General features: G+C 70.4%; 14 protein-coding genes. 11 read left to right on the forward strand and 3 right to left on the reverse strand.

The genetic code is table 11. From position 1 onward, the window contains the following. The first annotated feature begins 112 nt into the window (after positions 1-112). From ACFVFH_RS20140 to ACFVFH_RS20180, 9 genes are all read left to right on the forward strand, one after another. Positions 113-1,930 (forward strand): ABC-F family ATP-binding cassette domain-containing protein, encoded by a 1,818-nt coding sequence (locus tag ACFVFH_RS20140; protein WP_383770360.1) that lies wholly within the window; start codon positions 113-115, stop codon positions 1,928-1,930. A gap of 60 nt (positions 1,931-1,990) precedes the next feature. Then, complete coding sequence (locus ACFVFH_RS20145) at positions 1,991-3,742, forward strand: PQQ-binding-like beta-propeller repeat protein (protein ID WP_383770363.1); 1,752 nt, start codon at positions 1,991-1,993, stop codon at positions 3,740-3,742. 242 nt (positions 3,743-3,984) lie between these two features. Then, positions 3,985-5,853 (forward strand): PQQ-binding-like beta-propeller repeat protein, encoded by a 1,869-nt coding sequence (locus ACFVFH_RS20150; protein WP_383770365.1) that lies wholly within the window; start codon positions 3,985-3,987, stop codon positions 5,851-5,853. Positions 5,854-5,987: 134 nt separating this feature from the next. After that, complete coding sequence (locus ACFVFH_RS20155; protein ID WP_383770368.1) at positions 5,988-7,886, forward strand: PQQ-binding-like beta-propeller repeat protein; 1,899 nt, start codon at positions 5,988-5,990, stop codon at positions 7,884-7,886. A 315-nt stretch (positions 7,887-8,201) separates the two neighbouring features. Next, positions 8,202-8,930 carry a LuxR C-terminal-related transcriptional regulator gene (locus tag ACFVFH_RS20160; RefSeq protein WP_383770370.1) on the forward strand — a complete coding sequence of 243 codons (729 nt, stop codon included), beginning with the start codon at positions 8,202-8,204 and terminating at the stop codon, positions 8,928-8,930. 284 nt (positions 8,931-9,214) lie between these two features. Then, positions 9,215-10,258, forward strand: a complete 1,044-nt coding sequence (gene galT, locus ACFVFH_RS20165) for a galactose-1-phosphate uridylyltransferase (RefSeq protein WP_383770372.1) — start codon at positions 9,215-9,217, stop codon at positions 10,256-10,258. Next, positions 10,255-11,235, forward strand: coding sequence for a UDP-glucose 4-epimerase GalE (gene galE, locus ACFVFH_RS20170; RefSeq protein ID WP_383770374.1), 981 nt, complete (start codon positions 10,255-10,257; stop codon positions 11,233-11,235). Before galT ends, galE begins: the two co-directional genes overlap by 4 nt. Continuing rightward, the gene (gene galK / locus ACFVFH_RS20175; RefSeq protein ID WP_383770377.1) at positions 11,232-12,461 is read left to right on the forward strand and encodes a galactokinase; all 1,230 of its coding nucleotides are present in this window, start codon (positions 11,232-11,234) and stop codon (positions 12,459-12,461) included. Before galE ends, galK begins: the two co-directional genes overlap by 4 nt. 322 nt (positions 12,462-12,783) lie before the next feature. Next, positions 12,784-13,563: a LuxR C-terminal-related transcriptional regulator gene (locus ACFVFH_RS20180; RefSeq protein WP_383770744.1), complete on the forward strand. Its 780-nt coding sequence runs from the start codon at positions 12,784-12,786 to the stop codon at positions 13,561-13,563. Here ACFVFH_RS20180 and ACFVFH_RS20185 read toward each other — a convergent pair. Beyond that, a complete protein-coding gene (locus tag ACFVFH_RS20185; protein ID WP_383770379.1) occupies positions 13,522-14,019 on the reverse strand; it encodes a MarR family winged helix-turn-helix transcriptional regulator in 498 nt (165 codons plus the stop codon). The two genes, ACFVFH_RS20180 and ACFVFH_RS20185, sit on opposite strands and share 42 nt — an antisense overlap. Before the next feature lie 88 nt (positions 14,020-14,107). On the opposite strand from ACFVFH_RS20185, the gene ACFVFH_RS20190 reads away from it, so the two are divergent. Then, a complete protein-coding gene (locus tag ACFVFH_RS20190) occupies positions 14,108-14,905 on the forward strand; it encodes a trans-aconitate 2-methyltransferase (RefSeq protein ID WP_383770382.1) in 798 nt (265 codons plus the stop codon). Continuing rightward, entirely contained in the window at positions 14,905-15,270 is a 366-nt protein-coding gene (locus ACFVFH_RS20195) for a VOC family protein (protein WP_383770384.1), read from the forward strand. Before ACFVFH_RS20190 ends, ACFVFH_RS20195 begins: the two co-directional genes overlap by 1 nt. Positions 15,271-17,081: 1,811 nt before the next feature. Here the strand turns inward: ACFVFH_RS20195 and ACFVFH_RS20200 are convergent. Further along, positions 17,082-17,771 carry a TetR/AcrR family transcriptional regulator gene (locus ACFVFH_RS20200; RefSeq protein ID WP_383770387.1) on the reverse strand — a complete coding sequence of 230 codons (690 nt, stop codon included), beginning with the start codon at positions 17,769-17,771 and terminating at the stop codon, positions 17,082-17,084. Continuing rightward, positions 17,768-18,769, reverse strand: coding sequence for an acyl-CoA desaturase (locus ACFVFH_RS20205; RefSeq protein WP_383770390.1), 1,002 nt, complete (start codon positions 18,767-18,769; stop codon positions 17,768-17,770). The genes ACFVFH_RS20200 and ACFVFH_RS20205 overlap by 4 nt, the downstream gene beginning before the upstream one ends. Positions 18,770-18,833: the final 64 nt, after the last annotated feature.

Below are 18,833 nucleotides of genomic sequence, written 5' to 3' on the forward strand. Positions count from 1 at the left end.
TGGACAGGAAGCTGTACGTACCAGGCGCCCGGTAGGCAAGACCACCCGAGGGAGACCCGCCTTCGGGCCCCGTACCCTGGGAAGCCGATCCATCCCCCCGGGCAGGAGTGAAATGGCCGTCAATCTGGTCAATGTCGAGCAGGTCAGCAAGGTGTACGGCACCCGTGCCCTGCTCGACGGAGTGTCCCTCGGGGTGTCCGAGGGAGACCGGATCGGGGTCGTGGGCCGCAACGGCGACGGCAAGACGACGCTCATCCGGATGCTCGCCCGGCTGGAGGAGGCGGACAGCGGACGCGTCACCCACAACGGCGGGCTGCGGCTCGGCGTCCTCACCCAGCACGACTCCCTCGACCCGCAGGCGACCATCCGCCACGAGGTGATCGGCGACCTCGCCGACCACGAGTGGGCGGGCAGCGCCAAGATCCGCGACGTCCTCACCGGGCTCTTCGGCGGGCTCGCCCTGCCGGGCTTCGAACACGGCCTGGACACCGTCATCGCCCCGCTCTCCGGCGGCGAACGGCGCCGGATCGCGCTGGCCAAGCTGCTCATCGCCGAGCAGGACCTCATCGTCCTCGACGAGCCCACCAACCACCTCGACGTCGAGGGCATCTCCTGGCTGGCCGGCCATCTGCGCGCCCGCCGCTCCGCGCTCGTCTGCGTCACCCACGACCGCTGGTTCCTCGACCAGGTCTGCACCCGGATGTGGGACGTCCAGCGCGGCACGGTCCACGAGTACGAGGGCGGCTACAGCGACTACGTCTTCGCGCGGGCCGAGCGGGAGCGGATCGCCGCGACCGAGGAGTCCAAGCGGCAGAACCTGATGCGCAAGGAGCTGGCCTGGCTGCGCCGCGGCGCCCCCGCCCGCACCTCCAAGCCGCGCTACCGCATCGAGGCGGCCAATGAACTGATCGCCGATGTGCCGCCGCCGCGCGACACCAGCGAGCTGATGAAGTTCGCCAACGCCCGGCTCGGCAAGACCGTCTTCGACCTGGAGGACGTGACCGTCCAGGCCGGCCCCAAGACGCTGCTCACCCACCTCACCTGGCAGCTCGGTCCCGGTGACCGGATCGGCCTGGTCGGGGTCAACGGCGCGGGCAAGACCTCGCTGCTGCGGGCGCTCGCCGAGGCGGCCCGCACCCAGGGCGACGCCCAGCCCGCCGCCGGGAAGGTCGTCGTCGGCAAGACCGTCCGGCTGGCGTACCTCTCCCAGGAGGTCCACGAGCTGAACCCGAACCTGCGGGTCCTGGAAGCGGTCCAGCAGGTGCGCGACCGGGTCGACCTCGGCAAGGGCCGCGAGATGACCGCGGGCCAGCTCTGCGAGCAGTTCGGCTTCTCGAAGGAGAAGCAGTGGACCCCGGTCGGCGACCTCTCCGGTGGTGAGCGGCGCAGGCTCCAGATCCTGCGGCTGCTGATGGACGAGCCCAACGTCCTCTTCCTCGACGAGCCCACCAACGACCTCGACATCGAGACCCTGACCCAGCTGGAGGACCTCCTCGACGGCTGGCCCGGGTCGATGATCGTGATCTCCCACGACCGGTTCTTCATCGAGCGGACCACGGACCGGGTGATGGCGCTGCTCGGCGACCGCACGCTGCGGATGCTGCCGCGCGGGATCGACGAGTACCTGGAGCGCAGGCAGCGGATGGAGGAGGCGGCCACGCCCTCCGCCGCCCCCGCGACGGCCAAGGAGAGCGCCGCACCGGCCGCGGCGGTCTCCCCGCAGGCCGCCCGCGCGGCGAAGAAGGAACTCCAGAAGGTGGAGCGGCAGCTCGACAAGATGTCGACGCGGGAGACCACGCTGCACGCGCAGATCGCGGAGCACGCCACGGACTTCGAGAAGGTGGCCAAGCTCGACGCGGAGCTGCGGGAACTGGTCGCCGAGCGGGACGAGTTGGAGATGCGCTGGCTGGAACTGGCCGAGGACGCCTGACGGCTACGGTGCGTCAGGTGTGACGGTCGTGGCTGGTGGGGCGGGTGGTAGAAAGAAACCTTGCCCGGCGCAGCAGCCGGACCGGTCCGCACGAAGGGGGACGTGCTGATGACCCAGCCGCCCGGCCAGCAACCGCCGCAGGGAGGCTTCGGCGCACCGTACGAGCCGCAGCCGGGTACGTACGGACCACCGCCGCCCCAGGCCGCCGCCGGCCCCTACGGCCCACCCGCGCAGCCGGGCCCGTACGGCGCTCCCGCGCAGCCCGGCCCGTACGGCTCCCCGGCCCAGCCGGGTCCTTACGGTCAGCAGCCCCAGCCCCCGTACGGTCCGCCGCCGCAGCCGGGCGGTCCGGCGGGCGGCGGTGGCGGAGGGTTCTTCCGGGGCCGTCGCGGGAAGGTCGTCGGGGCCGTGATCGCCGTGGCGCTGCTGGCGGGCGGGGGCGTCTGGCTGGCCACCGGCGGGAGCGACGAGCGGCCCACCGCGAAGTCGAGCCCGGCCCCCGGGCCCTCCACCGACGAGGACAAGGGCAAGGGCAAGAAGAAGGAGCCGGGGCCGAGCGATCTGCGCGCCGAGGCCGACGGGATCAACACCCTGCGCGACCCCGGCGAGGCCAAGGTCCTCTGGCTCCAGGAGGGCGGAGTCGACCTGCCCCGCAACGGCGCGAGCGTGTACGGCCCCTGGTTCGTCGGCGACACCGTCGTCAAGGCGATGTTCCACACCGTCTCCGGCTATTCGACCGCCGACGGCAGCGAGAAGTGGAGCTTCCGGCTGCCGGGCAAGGTGTGCGGGGCCCCCTCGCAGGCCACGACGGACGGCAAAATCGTCTTCGGGGTCGAGAGCGGCAACGGCACCGAGGCCGAGTGCAACGCGCTCCAGATGGTGGACCTCAGGACCGGCAGCGGCGGCTGGTACAAGACGTACAAGCGGCAGGGCACCTGGGACCTGCTCTCCGACGTGGCGATGGCGATCAACGGCGACACCGTGACCGTCGGGCGCACCACCAGGACGGATGCTTTCCGGGTCAGCGACGGCAAGGTGCTCTTCGGTGAACTCCCGGGCAACTGCCAGCCGTTCGGCTTCGCGAGCGGACCGCTGGGGATCGCGGCCGCCAGCTGCCAGACGGAGGCCGACGACCACAAGGAACAGCTGGTGGAGCGGATCGACCCGGTCAGCGGGAAGGTCCTGTGGAAGTACCGGGTCAAGAAGGGCTGGGAGGTCTCGCAGTTCTACTCGGTCGACCCGCTGGTCGTCTCCCTGAAGAAGGAGGGCGGCTGGGCCATCCTCACGCTCGACTCGAACGGTAGGTACCGCTCCCAGCTGGTCGGCGGCAAGGAGAACTACCGGGTGGAGTGCGACGCCGAACTCATCACCGGCGGCGGGAACCTCGACAACTGCCTCGGGGTGGCGGCCGACGAGCGGACGGTCTACCTGGCGACCGAGGCCACCGAGTCCGACTCCGGCTCCACCAACAAGGTCGTCGCCTTCGACGTGGCCGACGGCCGGGTCAAGTGGCGGGCCACGGCCCCGGCCGGGCAGACCATGATGCCGATGCGGGTGGAGAACGGGCGGCTGCTGCTGTTCGTGGAGCCGTCGAGGAAGAAGGGCGGCGGCATCGCCGGCCTCGCGCCGACCGGCGGCACCCCGCGGATGCTGCTGCGGCACCCGGACGGAGGTGTCCGGACCGAGCGGACCCTCTTCGAGCCGAGGGTCGCCTATGTGGACGGCCGCTCCCTACTGATGAGTACGAGCATCAGCGGAGTCGCGGACGGGGACGAGAAGCGGGCCAAGTCGATGGAGATGTTCGGCAACTGACACCCAGGCGTAACGGAGGCATCACGGGCCGGTTCTCCCTTGGGAACAGGGGATGGACCGACCCGGTGCCCGGAGTACTGCGGGTGGTACAAAGAAGGCCCGCTCGACTGTCGTAACACTGCGGGATCCATGCCCGATTCGCTCCTTTCCGGGAACTTCAGGGGGTTTCGGCCCCGTGGTGCTCCGCGGAATCGCGGGGGAGATCGGAACGGGCACCGGACCGCACGAAGGGGGACGTGCTGATGACCCAGCCGCCCAGCCAGCAACCGCCGCAGGGAGGCTTCGGCGCACCGAAGGAGCCGCCGGGAACTCCTCAGCCGCCCCAGGGCCCGCCCCCGGGAGCACCGCAGCCGCCCCAGGGCCCGCCGCCAGGAACCCCGCAGCCGCCGCAGACCCCGCCGCCCACCCAGCCGGGCTACGGCTACCCGCAGGCCCCCGGCAACGGCTACCCGCAGCAGCCGGGCCAGGCCCCGGGCTACCCGCAGCAGCCCGGCCCGTACGGTCAGCAGGCCCCGGGCCCCTACGGTCAGCAGCAGCCGGGCCCGTACGCCCAGCAGCCCGGCCCGTACGGTCAGCAGCAGCCGGGTCCGTACGGCCAGCAGCCCGGTTACGGCTACCCGCAGCAGCAGTACCCCGGCGCACCCGTCCCCGGCGGTCCGGGCGGTGGCGGCCCCTCCAAGCGCAAGCCCGCGATCATCATCGGTGCCGCGGCCGCCGCGCTGCTGGTGATCGGCGGCGGCATCTACCTGGCCACGAGCGGCGACGGCGACGACAAGCCGGTCGCGAAGGAGAGCGGGGACGCCAAGCCGAGCACCTCGCCCTCCGTCAACGAGGGCAGCGGCGACGGCGACGGCGAGGGCCGTGGCGCCGACGACGACCTCAACGCCGGGCGCAAGTCCGGCGAGTCCAAGGTCCTCTGGTTCAAGAAGAACGACATCGATCTGCCGCGCAACGGCTCCGACGTGTACGGCCCCTGGGTGGTCGGCGACACGGTCGTCAAGGCCATGTACCGCTCGGTCGTCGGCTACTCCGTGGCCGACGGCAAGCAGAAGTGGGACCTCAAGCTGCCCGCCGACCTGTGCGCGGCGCCCTCGCAGCCCACCACCAACGGCAAGATCGTCATCGGGGTCAAGAACGGCACCACCGACAAATCGGACTGCGCGGACCTCCAGATGATCGACCTCACCACCGGCAAGGCCGGCTGGAAGAAGGCGATCAAGCAGAACGGCACCTGGGACTTCCTCTCGGACATCTCGCTGGCCATCAGCGGCGACACCGTGACGGTCGGGCGCACCGGAAACTCCAACGCCTACCGGGTCAGTGACGGCAAGGAGCTGTTCGGCAAGCAGTCGGGCAACTGCCAGCCGTTCGCCTTCGCGGGCGGGTCCAAGCTCATCGCCGCCTCCAACTGCCGCACCTCCGACGCCGACAACCCGCAGCAGCAGATCCAGGAGCTGGACCCGGTCAGCGGGAAGCCCCGGTGGACGTACCAGCCCAAGCGCGGCTGGCAGGTCGACCGGGTCTACTCGGTGGACCCGCTGGTGGTCTCCCTGAAGAAGGACAAGGAGTGGAGCATCCTCGCCCTGAAGCAGAACGGAACCCTCCGCTCCGGAATCGTCAGCGACAAGGGCGACAAGTTCGCCCCCGACTGCGGCAGCGCCTTCGCCATCTTCGGCAAGTCCCTGGAGGGCTGCACCGGGGTCGCCGCCGACGCCAACACCTTCTACATGGCGACCTCGCCCGACTCCGGCGGCACCGCCCGCACGAACAAGGTCGTGGCGTTCAACCTGAACACCGGCAAGCCCCGGTGGAAGGCCGCGGCCCCGGCCGGGCGCACGGTGAAGCCGCTGCGCATGGAGGGCGCCGACGTACTGCTCTACGTGGAGCCCAGCTACCAGAAGGGCGGCGGCATCGCCACCCTCGCACCGACCGGCGGCACCCCGCGGATGCTGCAGAACCACCCCGCGTCGACGGCCGAGATCGAGAACGACTTCTACAACTCGAAGATCGTCTACGCGGACGGCCGCTGCTTCGTCGCGAGTGGCCGGGTCAGCGCCAGGAACGACAAGGAAGAGCTGGAGACGAAGACCATGATGGCCTTCGGCAACTGACGGCTCACGAAGCCCTTCGGCGGCCGCACCAGGCCGTCAAAGCCCCACGGCTCACCGCCGGCGGCGGACGGAGCACGACCGACCGCCGCCGGTTCCGTCCCACCGACTCCCTTTCCCCCAGAGGTACGTACGCCATGACGCAGCCGCCCCAGCCGCCCAACGAGCCGCCCCAGGGCGGATTCGGCGCCCCGCAGGATCCTCCGCCGGGTGGATTCGGCGCCCCGACCCCGCCGCCCGCCGACGCCCAGCCGCCCGCCGACCCGTTCGGCAAGCAGCCGGCCACCCCGCCCGCCGGTGGATTCGGTGCCCCGACCCCGCCGCCCGCCGGAGCCCCGCAGCAGCCGGGCCCCGGCTACGGCTATCCGCAGACGCAGCCGGGCTACGGCTACCCGCAGGGCCCGCCCCCGCAGCCCGGCTACGGCTACCCGCAGGCCCCCGTGCCCGGTCAGCCGCAGCAGGGGTACGGCGTCCCGCAGGGCCTGCCGCCCGGCCAGCCGCCGCTCCAGGGGTACGGCTACCCGACCACGCCGATGCAGCAGCCGCCCCAGCCGCCGCAGCAGAACGGGAACGGCGGCAAGAAGTTCTCCACCCAGATGCAGATCATCGTCGCCGCCTCGGTCGCCGTGGTACTGATCGTCGGCGGCGGCATCTGGTACGCCTCCGGCAGCGGTGACGACAAGCAGGACAAGGCCTCGCAGTCCAGCGGCTCCACCGAGGGCAAGGGCGGCGAGAACAAGGGCGGTGCCGCCCCCGACGGCGCGGGCACGGAGAAGGCGCCCGCGGACCCCAAGTCCAAGGTCGCCTTCCAGCTGCCGCTGCCGAAGGTCACCGACGTCACCAAGGTCGACGGCTCCTGGCTGACCGACAAGGCGTACGTGAAGTCCGGGCTGAACGAGGTCGTCGCCTACGACCCGGCCAAGGGCACCAAGCTGTGGTCCATCCCGCTGGCGGGCCAGGTCTGCGCCGCCTCGCGCCACATGTCCAAGGACTACCGCACCGCCGTCGTCTTCGAGCAGAGCAAGCCCACCAAGGCGCTCAAGTACCCGCCGTGCAACCAGGTCGGCGCGCTCGACCTGAAGACCGGCAAGCTGCTCTGGAGCAAGTCGGTGACCGCCGCCACCAGCGGCGACGCCCCGGTCAGGTTCGACGAGGTCACGGTCAGCGGCACCACGGTCGCCGCGGGCGGAACCGAGGGCGGCGCCGCCTTCGACCTCAACACCGGCGCCGAACGCTGGAAGCCCAAGGCCACCACCGACGGCTGCTACGACAAGGGCTACGGCGGCGGCGACGCGCTCGCGGTGGTCCGCAAGTGCGGTACGTACGACGACCCGCAGCTCGTCGTCCAGGCGCTCAACCCCACCTCCGGCGCCCCGATCTCCTCGTACAAGATGCCGCCCGGCGTCGACTACGCGAGCATCGTCTCCACCAAGCCGCTGGTGGTCGCGGCCGACGTCGGCGACACCGCCGGTGACGGCAGCGGCATCTCCGACTTCTTCTCGATCGACGCCTCCACCGGCAAGCTGCTCACCCGGATCGCCGCGGACGGCGAGAAGTACGCCGCGCGCTGCGCCTCCACCGAGGTCGAGGGGTGCAGCCAGCTGGCCGTGGGCAACAACCGGATCTACGTGCCGACCGAGGACCACGAGGGCTCCGGCGACTACGGGGACACCAACGAGATCGTCTCCTTCGACCTCACCACCGGCAAGCCGACCAGCGACCGGGCCGACGCGGGCGACCGCTACACGATGTTCCCGATCCGCATGGACGGCGGCAACATCATCGCCTACCGGGTCCCCCCGTACGACAAGGGCGGCCAGGTCGTCTCCATCGACGGCGCCACGTTCAAGCAGACGGTGCTGATGGAGAACCCGAGCGACGAGTCCATCCGGGACGCGGAGACCAGCTTCACGCCGGACTACTCCGAGTTCCGCTACAGCGACGGGCATCTGTACCTGGCCAGCACCATGGTCAGCAAGCCGAGCGGTTCGCTGGACACCAGCCGCCGACTGGCCGTCAGCTTCAGCAGGGACTGAGCACCGGCCGCGACACGCGCGGGGGTGGTGTCCGTTCCGGAACGGACACCACCCCCGCACGCGTGTCCGGCGCCGGAAGCGGCCCGGCCCCCTCCGGCGCATGGGCCCCGGAAAGCGGTCCACAACGGTCGGCAGACCGTGCGCAACGGGTGATCAGCCGGACATGACACACCATCAACCGGTCCTGAACATATGCCAATTCGGCGTTCGGGAGCCTTTTGGCCGGTAAGACGCCCCCGACGTCGAACAAGCGTGTAGCTTGCCGGGTCAGGAAAGCCGGGGGCCCGGTGTGCCGGTGCTACGGGGGAGTGTCCGATGGGTGTGCGGCTGATGGTGGTCGATGATCACAGACTGCTCGCCGAGGCACTCGCCTCGGCGCTGAAGCTGCGGGGCCATCGCGTCCTCGCTGCCGCCGCGCCGACCTCCGGGGCGGCGGAACTGGTGGTCAGCAGGGCCCCGGAGGTCTGCCTCTTCGGCACCGCCGCACCCGCCGAGCCCGGCACCTTCGACCCGATCGTACGGATCCGCCGCGAGCGCCCCCAGGTGGCCGTCGTGGTGCTCGGGCCGGTGCCCAGCCCGCGCGGGATCGCGGCGGCCTTCGCGGCCGGGGCCGCGGGATACGTCCGCCACGACGAGCGCATGGAGGGCGTCGAACGGGCGATGGCCAAGGCGCGCGCCGGAGAGGCGGTGGTGGCACCGCAGCTCCTCCAGGGCGCCTTCGCCGAACTGCTCAACCCCACCGCGGCACCGGACGACGAAGGACAGCGGCTGCTGCGGATGCTCACCCCGCGCGAGGTCGAGGTCCTGGTGCGGGTCGCGGAGGGGGAGGACACCCGGCTGATCGCGGCCGGGATGCGGATCGCGCCGAGCACCGCGCGCACCCATGTGCAGCGGGTGCTGATGAAGCTGGGCGTCGGCTCCCGCCTGGAGGCCGCGGCACTGGCGGCGCGTACGGGGCTGCTGGACCGTGCGGGGCCGGTGGACCGTGCGGGTCTGCCGGGCTGTGACGTACCGCCCGCCCGGCCGGGGCGCCCCGGCCTCTGAGCCGCCGCACCGCGGCCCGCCCTTCTGCCCCCACCCGTACGGCGCCGGACGCCGTACTCCGACACCTGACGCCTGCCGCCTGACCGGCTGCTGCCCTGATGCCTGGCGGTCTGCTGCCTGCTGCCCGGCGCCGGGCCTCCCGCACGGCCCGACCGGCGCGGATCGCCCGCCCCGGACCACCCTTGGCCGGACCGCGGCTGCCCCCGTACGCCCGGGGTGGCGCACTCATTGACGCCTTTGTTGATTTGTGGTTCATTGTGTTTGTTTATGTTTGGAGGAGCCTGGTGAAGAAGACGGTTACGACGCTCGCCGACGGTCGGGAGCTGCTCTACTACGACAGCCGTGACGACATCGTCCGGGACGCCGTCGACCGGCGCCCCCTCGACGCGGTGTCGACCTCGTCCGAGATCCGCCGTGACCCCTTCCTCGGCGACAGCGTCGCCATCGCCTCGCACCGCCAGGGCCGCATCTACCACCCGCCGGCCGACGAGTGCCCGCTCTGCCCCTCGCGGGACGGACGGCAGAGCGAGATCCCCGAGGCCGACTACGACGTCGCCGTCTTCGAGAACCGCTTCCCCTCGCTCGCCGGTGACTCCGGCCGCTGCGAGGTCGTCTGCTTCACCTCCGACCACGACGCGTCCTTCGCCGACCTCACCGAGGACCAGGCCGCCCTGGTCCTGGAGGCCTGGACCGACCGCACCGCCGAACTCGCCGAACTCCCGCAGGTCAAGCAGGTGTTCTGCTTCGAGAACCGGGGCGCCGAGATCGGCGTCACGCTCGGCCACCCGCACGGGCAGATCTACGGGTATCCCTTCGTCACCCCGCGCACCGAGCTGATGTTCCGCTCCATGGCGGCCCACCGCGCCGAGACCGGCGGCAACCTCTTCGACGACGTGGTGGCCCGCGAGGTGGCGGACGGCTCCCGGATCGTCATCGACGCCGAGCACTGGGTCGCCTTCGTGCCCTACGCCGCGCACTGGCCGTACGAGGTCCACCTCCACCCCCGCCGCCGCGTTCCCGACCTGCGGGAACTCGACGAGGCCGCACGCACGGAGTTTCCACAGGTCTATCTGGAACTCTTGAGGCGATTCGACCGGATCTTCGGCCCCGGCGAGCCGCCGACCCCGTACATCTCGGCCTGGCACCAGGCTCCGTTCGGCGTCCCCGGCAGGGAGGACTTCGGGCTCCATCTGGAGCTTTTCACCATCCGACGTACCTCCGGCAAGCTGAAGTTCCTCGCGGGTTCCGAATCCGGCATGAACGTGTTCATCAACGATGTGCCGCCGGAGGCCGCGGCCCAGCGACTGCGAGAGGTAGCGAGCGAGTGAGCAAGCCCCAGAAGAAGTACCTGGTCACGGGCGGCGCGGGATACGTCGGCAGCGTGGTCGCCCAGCACCTGCTGGAGGCCGGACACGCGGTCACCGTTCTCGACGACCTCTCGACCGGGTTCCGGGAGGGCGTCCCGGCCGGGGCCGAGTTCATCGAGGGCCGCGTCCAGGACGCGGCGAAGTGGCTCGACGCCTCCTACGACGCGGTGCTGCACTTCGCCGCGTACTCCCAGGTCGGCGAGTCCGTCACGGACCCGGAGAAGTACTGGGTGAACAACGTCGGCGGCTCCCTCGCCCTGCTCACCGCGATGCGCGACGCCGGGGTGCGCACCCTGGTCTTCTCCTCCACGGCCGCCACCTACGGCGAACCGGCCACCACCCCCATCACCGAGTCCGACGCGACCGCGCCCACCAACCCCTACGGCGCCACCAAGCTCGCCGTCGACCACATGATCACCGGCGAGGCGGCCGCCCACGGACTGGCCGCGGTCTCGCTGCGCTACTTCAACGTGGCCGGGGCGTACGGAAGTTGCGGGGAACGGCACGACCCCGAGTCGCACCTCATCCCGCTGGTCCTCCAGGTCGCGCTCGGCCGGCGCGAGTCGATCTCCGTCTACGGCGACGACTACCCCACCCCCGACGGCACCTGCGTCCGCGACTACATCCATGTCGCCGACCTCGCCGAGGCCCACCTGCTGGCGCTGGACGCGGCCACCGCGGGCGAGCACCTGATCTGCAACCTCGGCAACGGCAACGGCTTCTCGGTGCGCCAGGTCATCGAGACCGTCCGCGAGGTCACCGGCCACCCCGTCCCCGAGACCGCGGCCCCCCGCCGCGCCGGAGACCCCGCCGTGCTGGTCGCCTCCGCCGCCACCGCCAGGGAACGGCTCGGCTGGACGCCGTCCCGCGCCGACCTGACCGCCATCGTCACCGACGCCTGGACGTTCGCCCGCCGAGAGGAGCCCACCGCCCCATGACCGAGACCGACGAGCCGACCGCTTCCCCCACCGGAACCAGCGAGCCGACCCCCTCCCTCACCGGCGGGAACCATGAGCTGACCGCCTCCTTCACCGAGCTGTACGGGCATGCGCCCGAGGGGATCTGGGCGGCCCCGGGCCGGGTCAACCTGATCGGCGAGTACACCGACTTCAACGACGGCTTCGTGATGCCGCTCGCCCTGCCGCACACCGCGCGCGCGGCCGTCGCCCGCCGCACCGACGGCGAGCTGCGGCTCCACTCGACCGATGTGCCCGGCGGCGTCGTCCAGCTCCGGATCGACGAACTGGCCCCGCACCAGGGCCACGGCTGGGCGGCCTACCCCGCCGGAGTCGTGTGGGCGCTGCGCGAGGCCGGCCACCCGGTGACCGGCGCGGACATCCAGCTCACCTCCTCGGTTCCCACCGGAGCGGGCCTCTCCTCCTCCGCCGCGCTGGAGGTCGTCACCGCGCTCGCCCTGAACGACCTCTTCGGACTCGGGCTGTCCGCACCGGAGCTGGCCGTACTCGGCCGCCGCGCCGAGAACGACTTCGTGGGCGTGCCGTGCGGGGTCATGGACCAGATGGCCTCCGCCTGCTGCACCGAGGGCCACGCCCTGCACCTCGACACCCGCGACCTCACCCGGCGCCAGATCCCCTTCGACCTGGCCGCGGGCGGACTGCGGCTGCTGGTGGTCGACACCCGGGTCAAGCACGCGCTCGGCGACGGCGCGTACGCCGAGCGTCGGGCCGGCTGCGAGGCGGGCGCGGCGGCGCTCGGCGTACGGACCCTGCGCGAGGTGCCGTACGAGGGCCTCGGCGCGGCCCTGGACACCCTGGCCCTGGCCGACGTCGACGAGTCCGTGGTGCGCTACGTACGCCATGTGGTCGGCGACAACCAGCGGGTGGAGCAGGTCATCGCGCTGCTCGACGCGGGCGACGTGCGCTCCGCGGGACCGGTGCTGGTCGCCGGACACGTCTCGCTCCGCGACGATCTGCGGGTCTCCTGCCCCGAGCTGGACCTGGTGGTGTCGGCGGCCTGCGAGGCCGGGGCGCTCGGTGCGCGGATGACCGGCGGCGGCTTCGGCGGCTCGGCGATCGTGCTGGTGGAGGAGGAACGGGCGGACGCGGTCTCCGAGGCCGTGCTGAAGGCGTTCGCCTCGGCGGGGTACGCGGCGCCGGGGATCTTCCCGGCCGTCCCCTCGGCAGGCGCCCGCCGCCTCGTCTGAGCCGCACGGCCCCGCTCCGGGCCTCCCTTCTGTCCCAGGACGGAACACACACCACACCCGGGGCGGCCGGAGCCGGCCAGTTCCGCGAATCGCCTTCCCGCCCGGCCCGTCGGCCGTACCCTGATGCACAGCACCGGTGGGGGCCGGTGCTGATTCAGGGGTACGAGACAGTCGGGTACGGCGCCCGGGGCGGGTTGCAGTCGGCATACGGCGGCGGCCGTGGACTGCGGTCCATTCCCCGAACCGGGCGCCGTACCCGCACTGATCTGTCCCTTCGGCGGGCCGGGGGTGGCCCTGGAACAGATGCGGCATGGGGGTGCCTGTGGTTCGTATCCGGGTTCTCGTGGTGGACGACCACCGTATTTTCGCCGAGTCGCTCGCAGCGGCACTGGCGGCCGAGCCGGACGTCGAGGTGGCGGCGGCGGGCAGCGGTCCCGCGGCCTTGCGGTGCCTGGAGCGGGCCGCCGCCGAGGGGCGCGGCTACGACGTGATGCTGGTCGACGCCGAGCTGGGCACCCTGGGCCCGGCGGGCGACCGCAGGGCACCGGTCCCGGTCCCCGCCGACGGGGAGAACGCCCCGGTGGACGGCATCTCCCTGGTGGCCGGGGTCCGTGCGGACCGGCCGTCCGTGCGCTCCGTGGTGCTCGCCGAGAAGGACGACCCGCGCCGGGCCGCCCTGGCGTTGCAGGCCGGGGCCTGCGGCTGGGTGGCCAAGGACTGCTCGCTCCAACGGCTGCTGGCGGTCGTCCGCGGAGTGCTGCGGGACGAGACACATCTGCCCCCGGCCCTGCTCACCGGCGTACTGCGGGAGCTGACGGCGGCCCGCAAGCACCGTACCGAGAGCGAGCGGCTGGTCGAGGCGCTGACCCCGCGCGAACGCGAGGTGCTGCGCTGCATGGTGGCGGGTCTGGGCCGCAAGGCGGTGGCCGAGCGGCTCTTCCTCTCCCCGCACACGGTCCGTACCCATATGCAGAACGTGCTGGGGAAACTGGGCGTGCACTCCACCCTGGCCGCGGTCGCCCTGGCCCGCCGGGCGGGCGTGGGCCCGGCCGACCAGGCCCTAGCCGGGGATGTTGTCGAACGGGGCGGTCAACTGGCGTAGCAGCCCCGCCAGTTCGCCCCGCTGCTGGGTGGAGAGTTCGCCCAGGATGGCGCGCTCCTGGGCGAGCAGCCCGGCCAGCGACTGATCGGCCTTGTCACGCCCCTCGGCAGTGAGCCGGACGAGCACGCCGCGGCGGTCGCTGGGGTCGGGGAGCCGCTCGACGAGGTTCTTCTTGGTGAGCCGGTCGATACGGTTGGTCATCGTGCCGGAGGTGACCAGGGTCTGGGTGAGGAGCTGCCCGGGGGAGAGCTGGTAGGGAGCGCCGGCGCGCCGCAGCGACGTCAGTACGTCGAACTCCCACGGCTCCAGGTTGTGCTCGGAAAACGCGATCCGGCGGGCCCGGTCCAGATGCCGGGCCAGGCGGGAGACGCGGCTGAGCACCTCGAGTGGTTCCACGTCGAGGTCGGGGCGCTCACGGCGCCATGCAGCGACCAGTCGGTCGACCTCGTCCTCCATGTGGATCAGTGTAGAGGGTCTGTCGACATGAAGTCTCTTGATTTCAAGTGTCTTGACATCGAGAGATTTCTGACGTGATCCTGAATCCATGACCACACCCACCTGGGACCCGCAGCAGTACCTCCGCCACGCCGACCACCGCACCCGCCCCTTCCTCGACCTCCTCGCCCGCATCCCCGAACTCCCGACCGCCCCCGCACCCCGCATCGCCGACCTCGGCTGCGGCGCCGGCAACGTCACCGCCCTGCTCGCCGACCGCTGGCCCGAGGCCCGCATCACCGGCTACGACAACTCCCCGCAGATGCTCGAACGGGCCCGCGCCCACGCCGGCCCCCACCTCGACTTCGCCGCGGCCGACGCCACCACCTGGACCCCCGCCGAGCCCCACGACCTGATCGTCTCCAACGCCCTGCTCCAATGGGTCCCCGGCCACACCACCCGCTTCCCGGACTGGCTGGACGCCCTCACCCCCGGCGGCACTTTCGCCTTCCAGGTCCCCGGCAACTTCGACCAGCCCAGCCACGTCCTCATGCGCGAACTGGCCGAATCCCCGCGCTGGCGCGACCGCCTCTCCGGCACCCTCCGCCACGCCGACGCGGTGCTCACCCCCACCGCCTACCTCGACGCGCTGACCGCCCCCGGCACCACGGCGGACGTCTGGGAGACCACGTACCTCCACCTCCTCCAGGGCCGGGATCCGGTGCTGGACTGGGTGAAGGGCACCGGCCTGCGCCCCGTCCTGACCGCGCTGGCCGACGACCCCGAGGCCCGCGACGCCTTCCTCGCCGAATACCGCGACCTGCTCCGCACCGCCTACCCCCAGGGCCCGCACGGCACCGTCTTCCCGTTCCACCGCCTCTTCGTCGTGGCCCGCAAGGAGAAGTGATGATCGCCGTCCTCGACCACGTCCAGCTCGCCGCCCCCCAGGGCTCCGAGGACGCCCTGCGCGCCTACTACACCGACACCCTCGGCATGACGGAGATCCCCAAACCCTCGGCCCTCGCGGCCCGCGGCGGCTGCTGGTTCCGGGCGGGCCCGGTCCAGCTCCACCTCGGCATCGAGCAGGACTTCCACCCGGCGAGGAAGGCCCACCCCGGCCTGCGCGTCACCGACATCGAGGCATACGCGGCCCGGCTGGCGGAGCGCGGCGCCGAGGTGCACTGGGACGGCGCCCTGCCCGGCCACCGCCGCTTCTTCAGCCACGACCCGGCGGGGAACCGGCTGGAGTTCCTGGAGCCGCTGGACGGCTGACGAGCAGCGGCGCTCAGCCGTACCAGGCGGCGTCGCAGACGCACTCGCGGCGCGGGACGGCGAGAAAGCGGGACGACAAGGGCACCGGCTATCTCGACGGCGTCCTGAAAAGCATCAGCAAGTCCATCGGGAGAATGGTCGACCAGGTCTTCGCGTCTGGTGGAGACGTGCGAACACACGGCATATGTTTGGCACTGCACGGCGGCGTCGGTGGAATGGGAAATATTGGCGGCTGCGCCCTTGCCACCAAGACATCAAATGGATCATGGGAGCACCAACGTCGGAGGCGGCTTGGGTATTGAGGCAGGTCTGGAAGCCGGAGTGAACCACACTTGGACTTATACACACTGAACGCAGTCTTCTGGCCTGCCACCCGCCGGTTGAGGGGGGCAGGCCAGGGGGCTGTGCAATGTCTACGGTAATTGTCGCAGGAACGTTGTGCTGTTTACTCAGCTTTCGGGGGATCTCAGGCACAGTACATATCGAATCAGGGATGGAGCGCCTTGATAATTATCTTCTCGTTGATCTTCATGCTAATGGGTTTCAGTCTGCGCAAGAACTGGCTAGGTGTCACCGACTGGATATCCGGCGGATACATAACTCCGACACCTTCGACTCATCATCTGTCTCTTCCATGGCGTTTTGCTCGCGGATTCGGGGCGTTGCTCATGGCGTTCGGAATCTTCATAGCGGTCGTCTTTCTCTGGGGCGTTGTGCGCGACGCCGGGGGGCTGTGATGGCCTTCCTGGTTTTCATGGCACTCTTCCTGCCTCTGGGGTTGCTGGTGCTGAGAAATTCGGACAGGTGGACACAGGGGTTCAGGGAAGCGCTTGAAGGGGCAGGGATGCGGCGGGGCCTGATCTCTGGGATCGCTGTGGGCTGGACCATAGTCGGGGCTCTGGCCGTCGTGGCGATCCTCGTTGTGTCCATTGGCTGATCCGATGGGATGGCTCGGAGCCGCAAGACAAGGCGGCATCGAGTCAGGACGGCAGTAAGTAAGAGAATGTCTCACGTAGAACTCGTAATACGATCTTGTGACCTCAGGCGTTGCATCGCTGTCCGGGCATAGAGATCGAGTTCCAACCCAGTGGCCACTAGCTACTGAGAGGTCATATGGGATACGTGGGAGTTGCTGTGATGGTTATAGGTGGGCTAGGCCTGATCGTCTCAACGCGGGGGCAACGCGACTGGAAAAACTGGACAAGACGCCAGAAGGCGGGGGCCTCGCTGAGCGCTGTGATCCTCGTAGCCGGACTCACTCTGATGGGCATCGACCCTGGATCTGGTACCTGATCCTGGATGCACCGGTTCGGCCTGGGAGCGGGTGGGCTCCCAAGCCGGCAGGTGCGGGTTGCAGGGGCGCGAGGTGAGATTCGGGTTCCGGTCGGACGATCGGGGGAACGTAGTGATCGCCTACCCTCTCTGCCAGGCGCATACGGATTCCGGAGTCGAAGTCACTGTTCGTGTTCGGCGCGGAAGTGCGAGCAGCTTCAAGAAGTTGTGGGGGCCGCTTCCGAGGAGGTGAATCAAGGCGTGTTCACCGTGGGGACTCCAGGCAGCTTCCGCCAGGAAGGCACGCCCCTCGCAGGGGTGGACCACACCATGCACTCGGGGAAGTGCACGTGGCGCTTCGGATTCGGGCCATCCTGGACTGACCTGTGTCGACGCACGTGGAACCGCTTAGCAAGGGCGGCGGTGTTTCAGCTGGAAGAACAGCGACTGCCGGGCGCAGGAACCGCCCGCTCTCCCGGGAACGGCGCTCCACTCGCCCTATTCGGGCCGATCCGGCTGAACGGGTGACCACCCCCCGTTCAGCTCTTGCGGTGCCCGATCAGTCTCGGCTTCGCCTCCAGGTTCTCCAGGCCGTGCCAGGCCAGGTTCACCAGATGGGCGGCGACCTCCGACTTCTTCGGCTTGCGGGCGTTGACCCACCACTGGCCGGTCAGCGCGACCATGCCCACCAGCGCCTGCGCGTACAGCGGGGCCAGCTTCGGATCGAAGCCCCGGGCCTTGAACTCCAGGCCCAGGATGTCCTCCACCTGGGTGGCGATGTCGCTGATCAAGGAAGCGAACGTGCCGGTCGACTGGGCCACCGGGGAGTCGCGGACCAGGATGCGGAAGCCGTCCGTGTACGTCTCGATGTAGTCCAGCAGGGCGAACGCCGCCTGCTCCAGCAGCTCACGGGGATGGCCCGCGGTCAGCGCGCTCGTCACCATGTCCAGGAGCTGGCGCATCTCGCGGTCGACCACGACGGCGTACAGACCCTCCTTGCCGCCGAAGTGCTCGTACACCACCGGCTTGGAGACACCGGCACGGGAGGCGATCTCCTCGACCGAGGTGCCCTCGAAACCCTTGTCGGCGAAGAGGGTGCGGCCGATGTCCAGCAACTGCTCGCGGCGCTCCTTCCCGGTCATCCGCACCCGGCGGGTACGCCGGGCGGAAGGGGAAGGACGGGTGTTCTCGCTGCTGGTACTGGAGTCGGTCGCCACGTCGTCAATCATGCCGCGTCGGCGGACTCGCGGTCGCGCCGGGAGTCGATCCGGCGGGACTCGATCCGGGCGGCGTCCGGCCAGCGCACATCGTGCGCCCAGCCCAGCTTCTCGAACCAGCGGATCAACCGGGCGCTCGAATCGATCTGACCGCGCATCACGCCGTGCCGGGCGCTCGTCGGATCGGCGTGGTGCAGGTTGTGCCAGGACTCGCCGCAGGACAGGACCGCGAGCCACCACACGTTCCCGGACCGGTCACGCGACTTGAAGGGCCGCCTGCCGACCGCGTGGCAGATCGAGTTGATCGACCAGGTGACGTGGTGCAGCAGAGCCACCCGGACCAGCGACCCCCAGAAGAAGGCCGTCGCCGCACCCCACCACGACATCGTCACCAGACCCCCGACCAGCGGCGGGATCGCCAAGGACACGGCCGTGAGCGTCATGAAGTGCCGGGAGACGGCCCGGAGCGCCGGATCCTTGATCAGGTCGGGGGCGTACTTCTGCTGCGGCGTCTGCTCCTCATCGAACATCCATCCGATGTGGGCCCACCACAAGCCCTTCATCAGCGCGGGCAGAGTCTCGCCGAAACGCCACGGCGAATGGGGGTCGCCCTCCGCGTCGGAGAACCGGTGGTGCTTGCGGTGATCGGCCACCCAGCGCACCAGCGGACCCTCCACGGCCAGCGAACCCGCCACGGCCAGGGCAATGCGCAGCGGCCGCTTCGCCTTGAACGAACCATGCGTGAAATAGCGGTGGAAACCGATCGTGATGCCATGGCAGCCGATGAAGTACATCGCCACGAGCAGACCCAGATCGAGCCAGCTCACACCACGGCCCCAGGCCAGCGGCACCGCCGCGACCAGCGCCACGAACGGCACCACGATGAACAGCAGAAGGGCGACCTGCTCGATCGACCGCTTGTTGTCCCCGCCCAGCGTGGCGGAGGGAAGAACCTGACCGTCGGCCGCCGATGGCTGGGCATCGTCGATCACGGAGGGGCTGGTGTTCATGGGGAGTCCCCTGGGGATGAGGAATACGACGGATAGCTCTGGCTACGGTTCCGTAACCTACGGA

Source organism: Streptomyces sp. NPDC057697, from assembly GCF_042799335.1.
Lineage (GTDB): Bacteria > Actinomycetota > Actinomycetes > Streptomycetales > Streptomycetaceae > Streptomyces.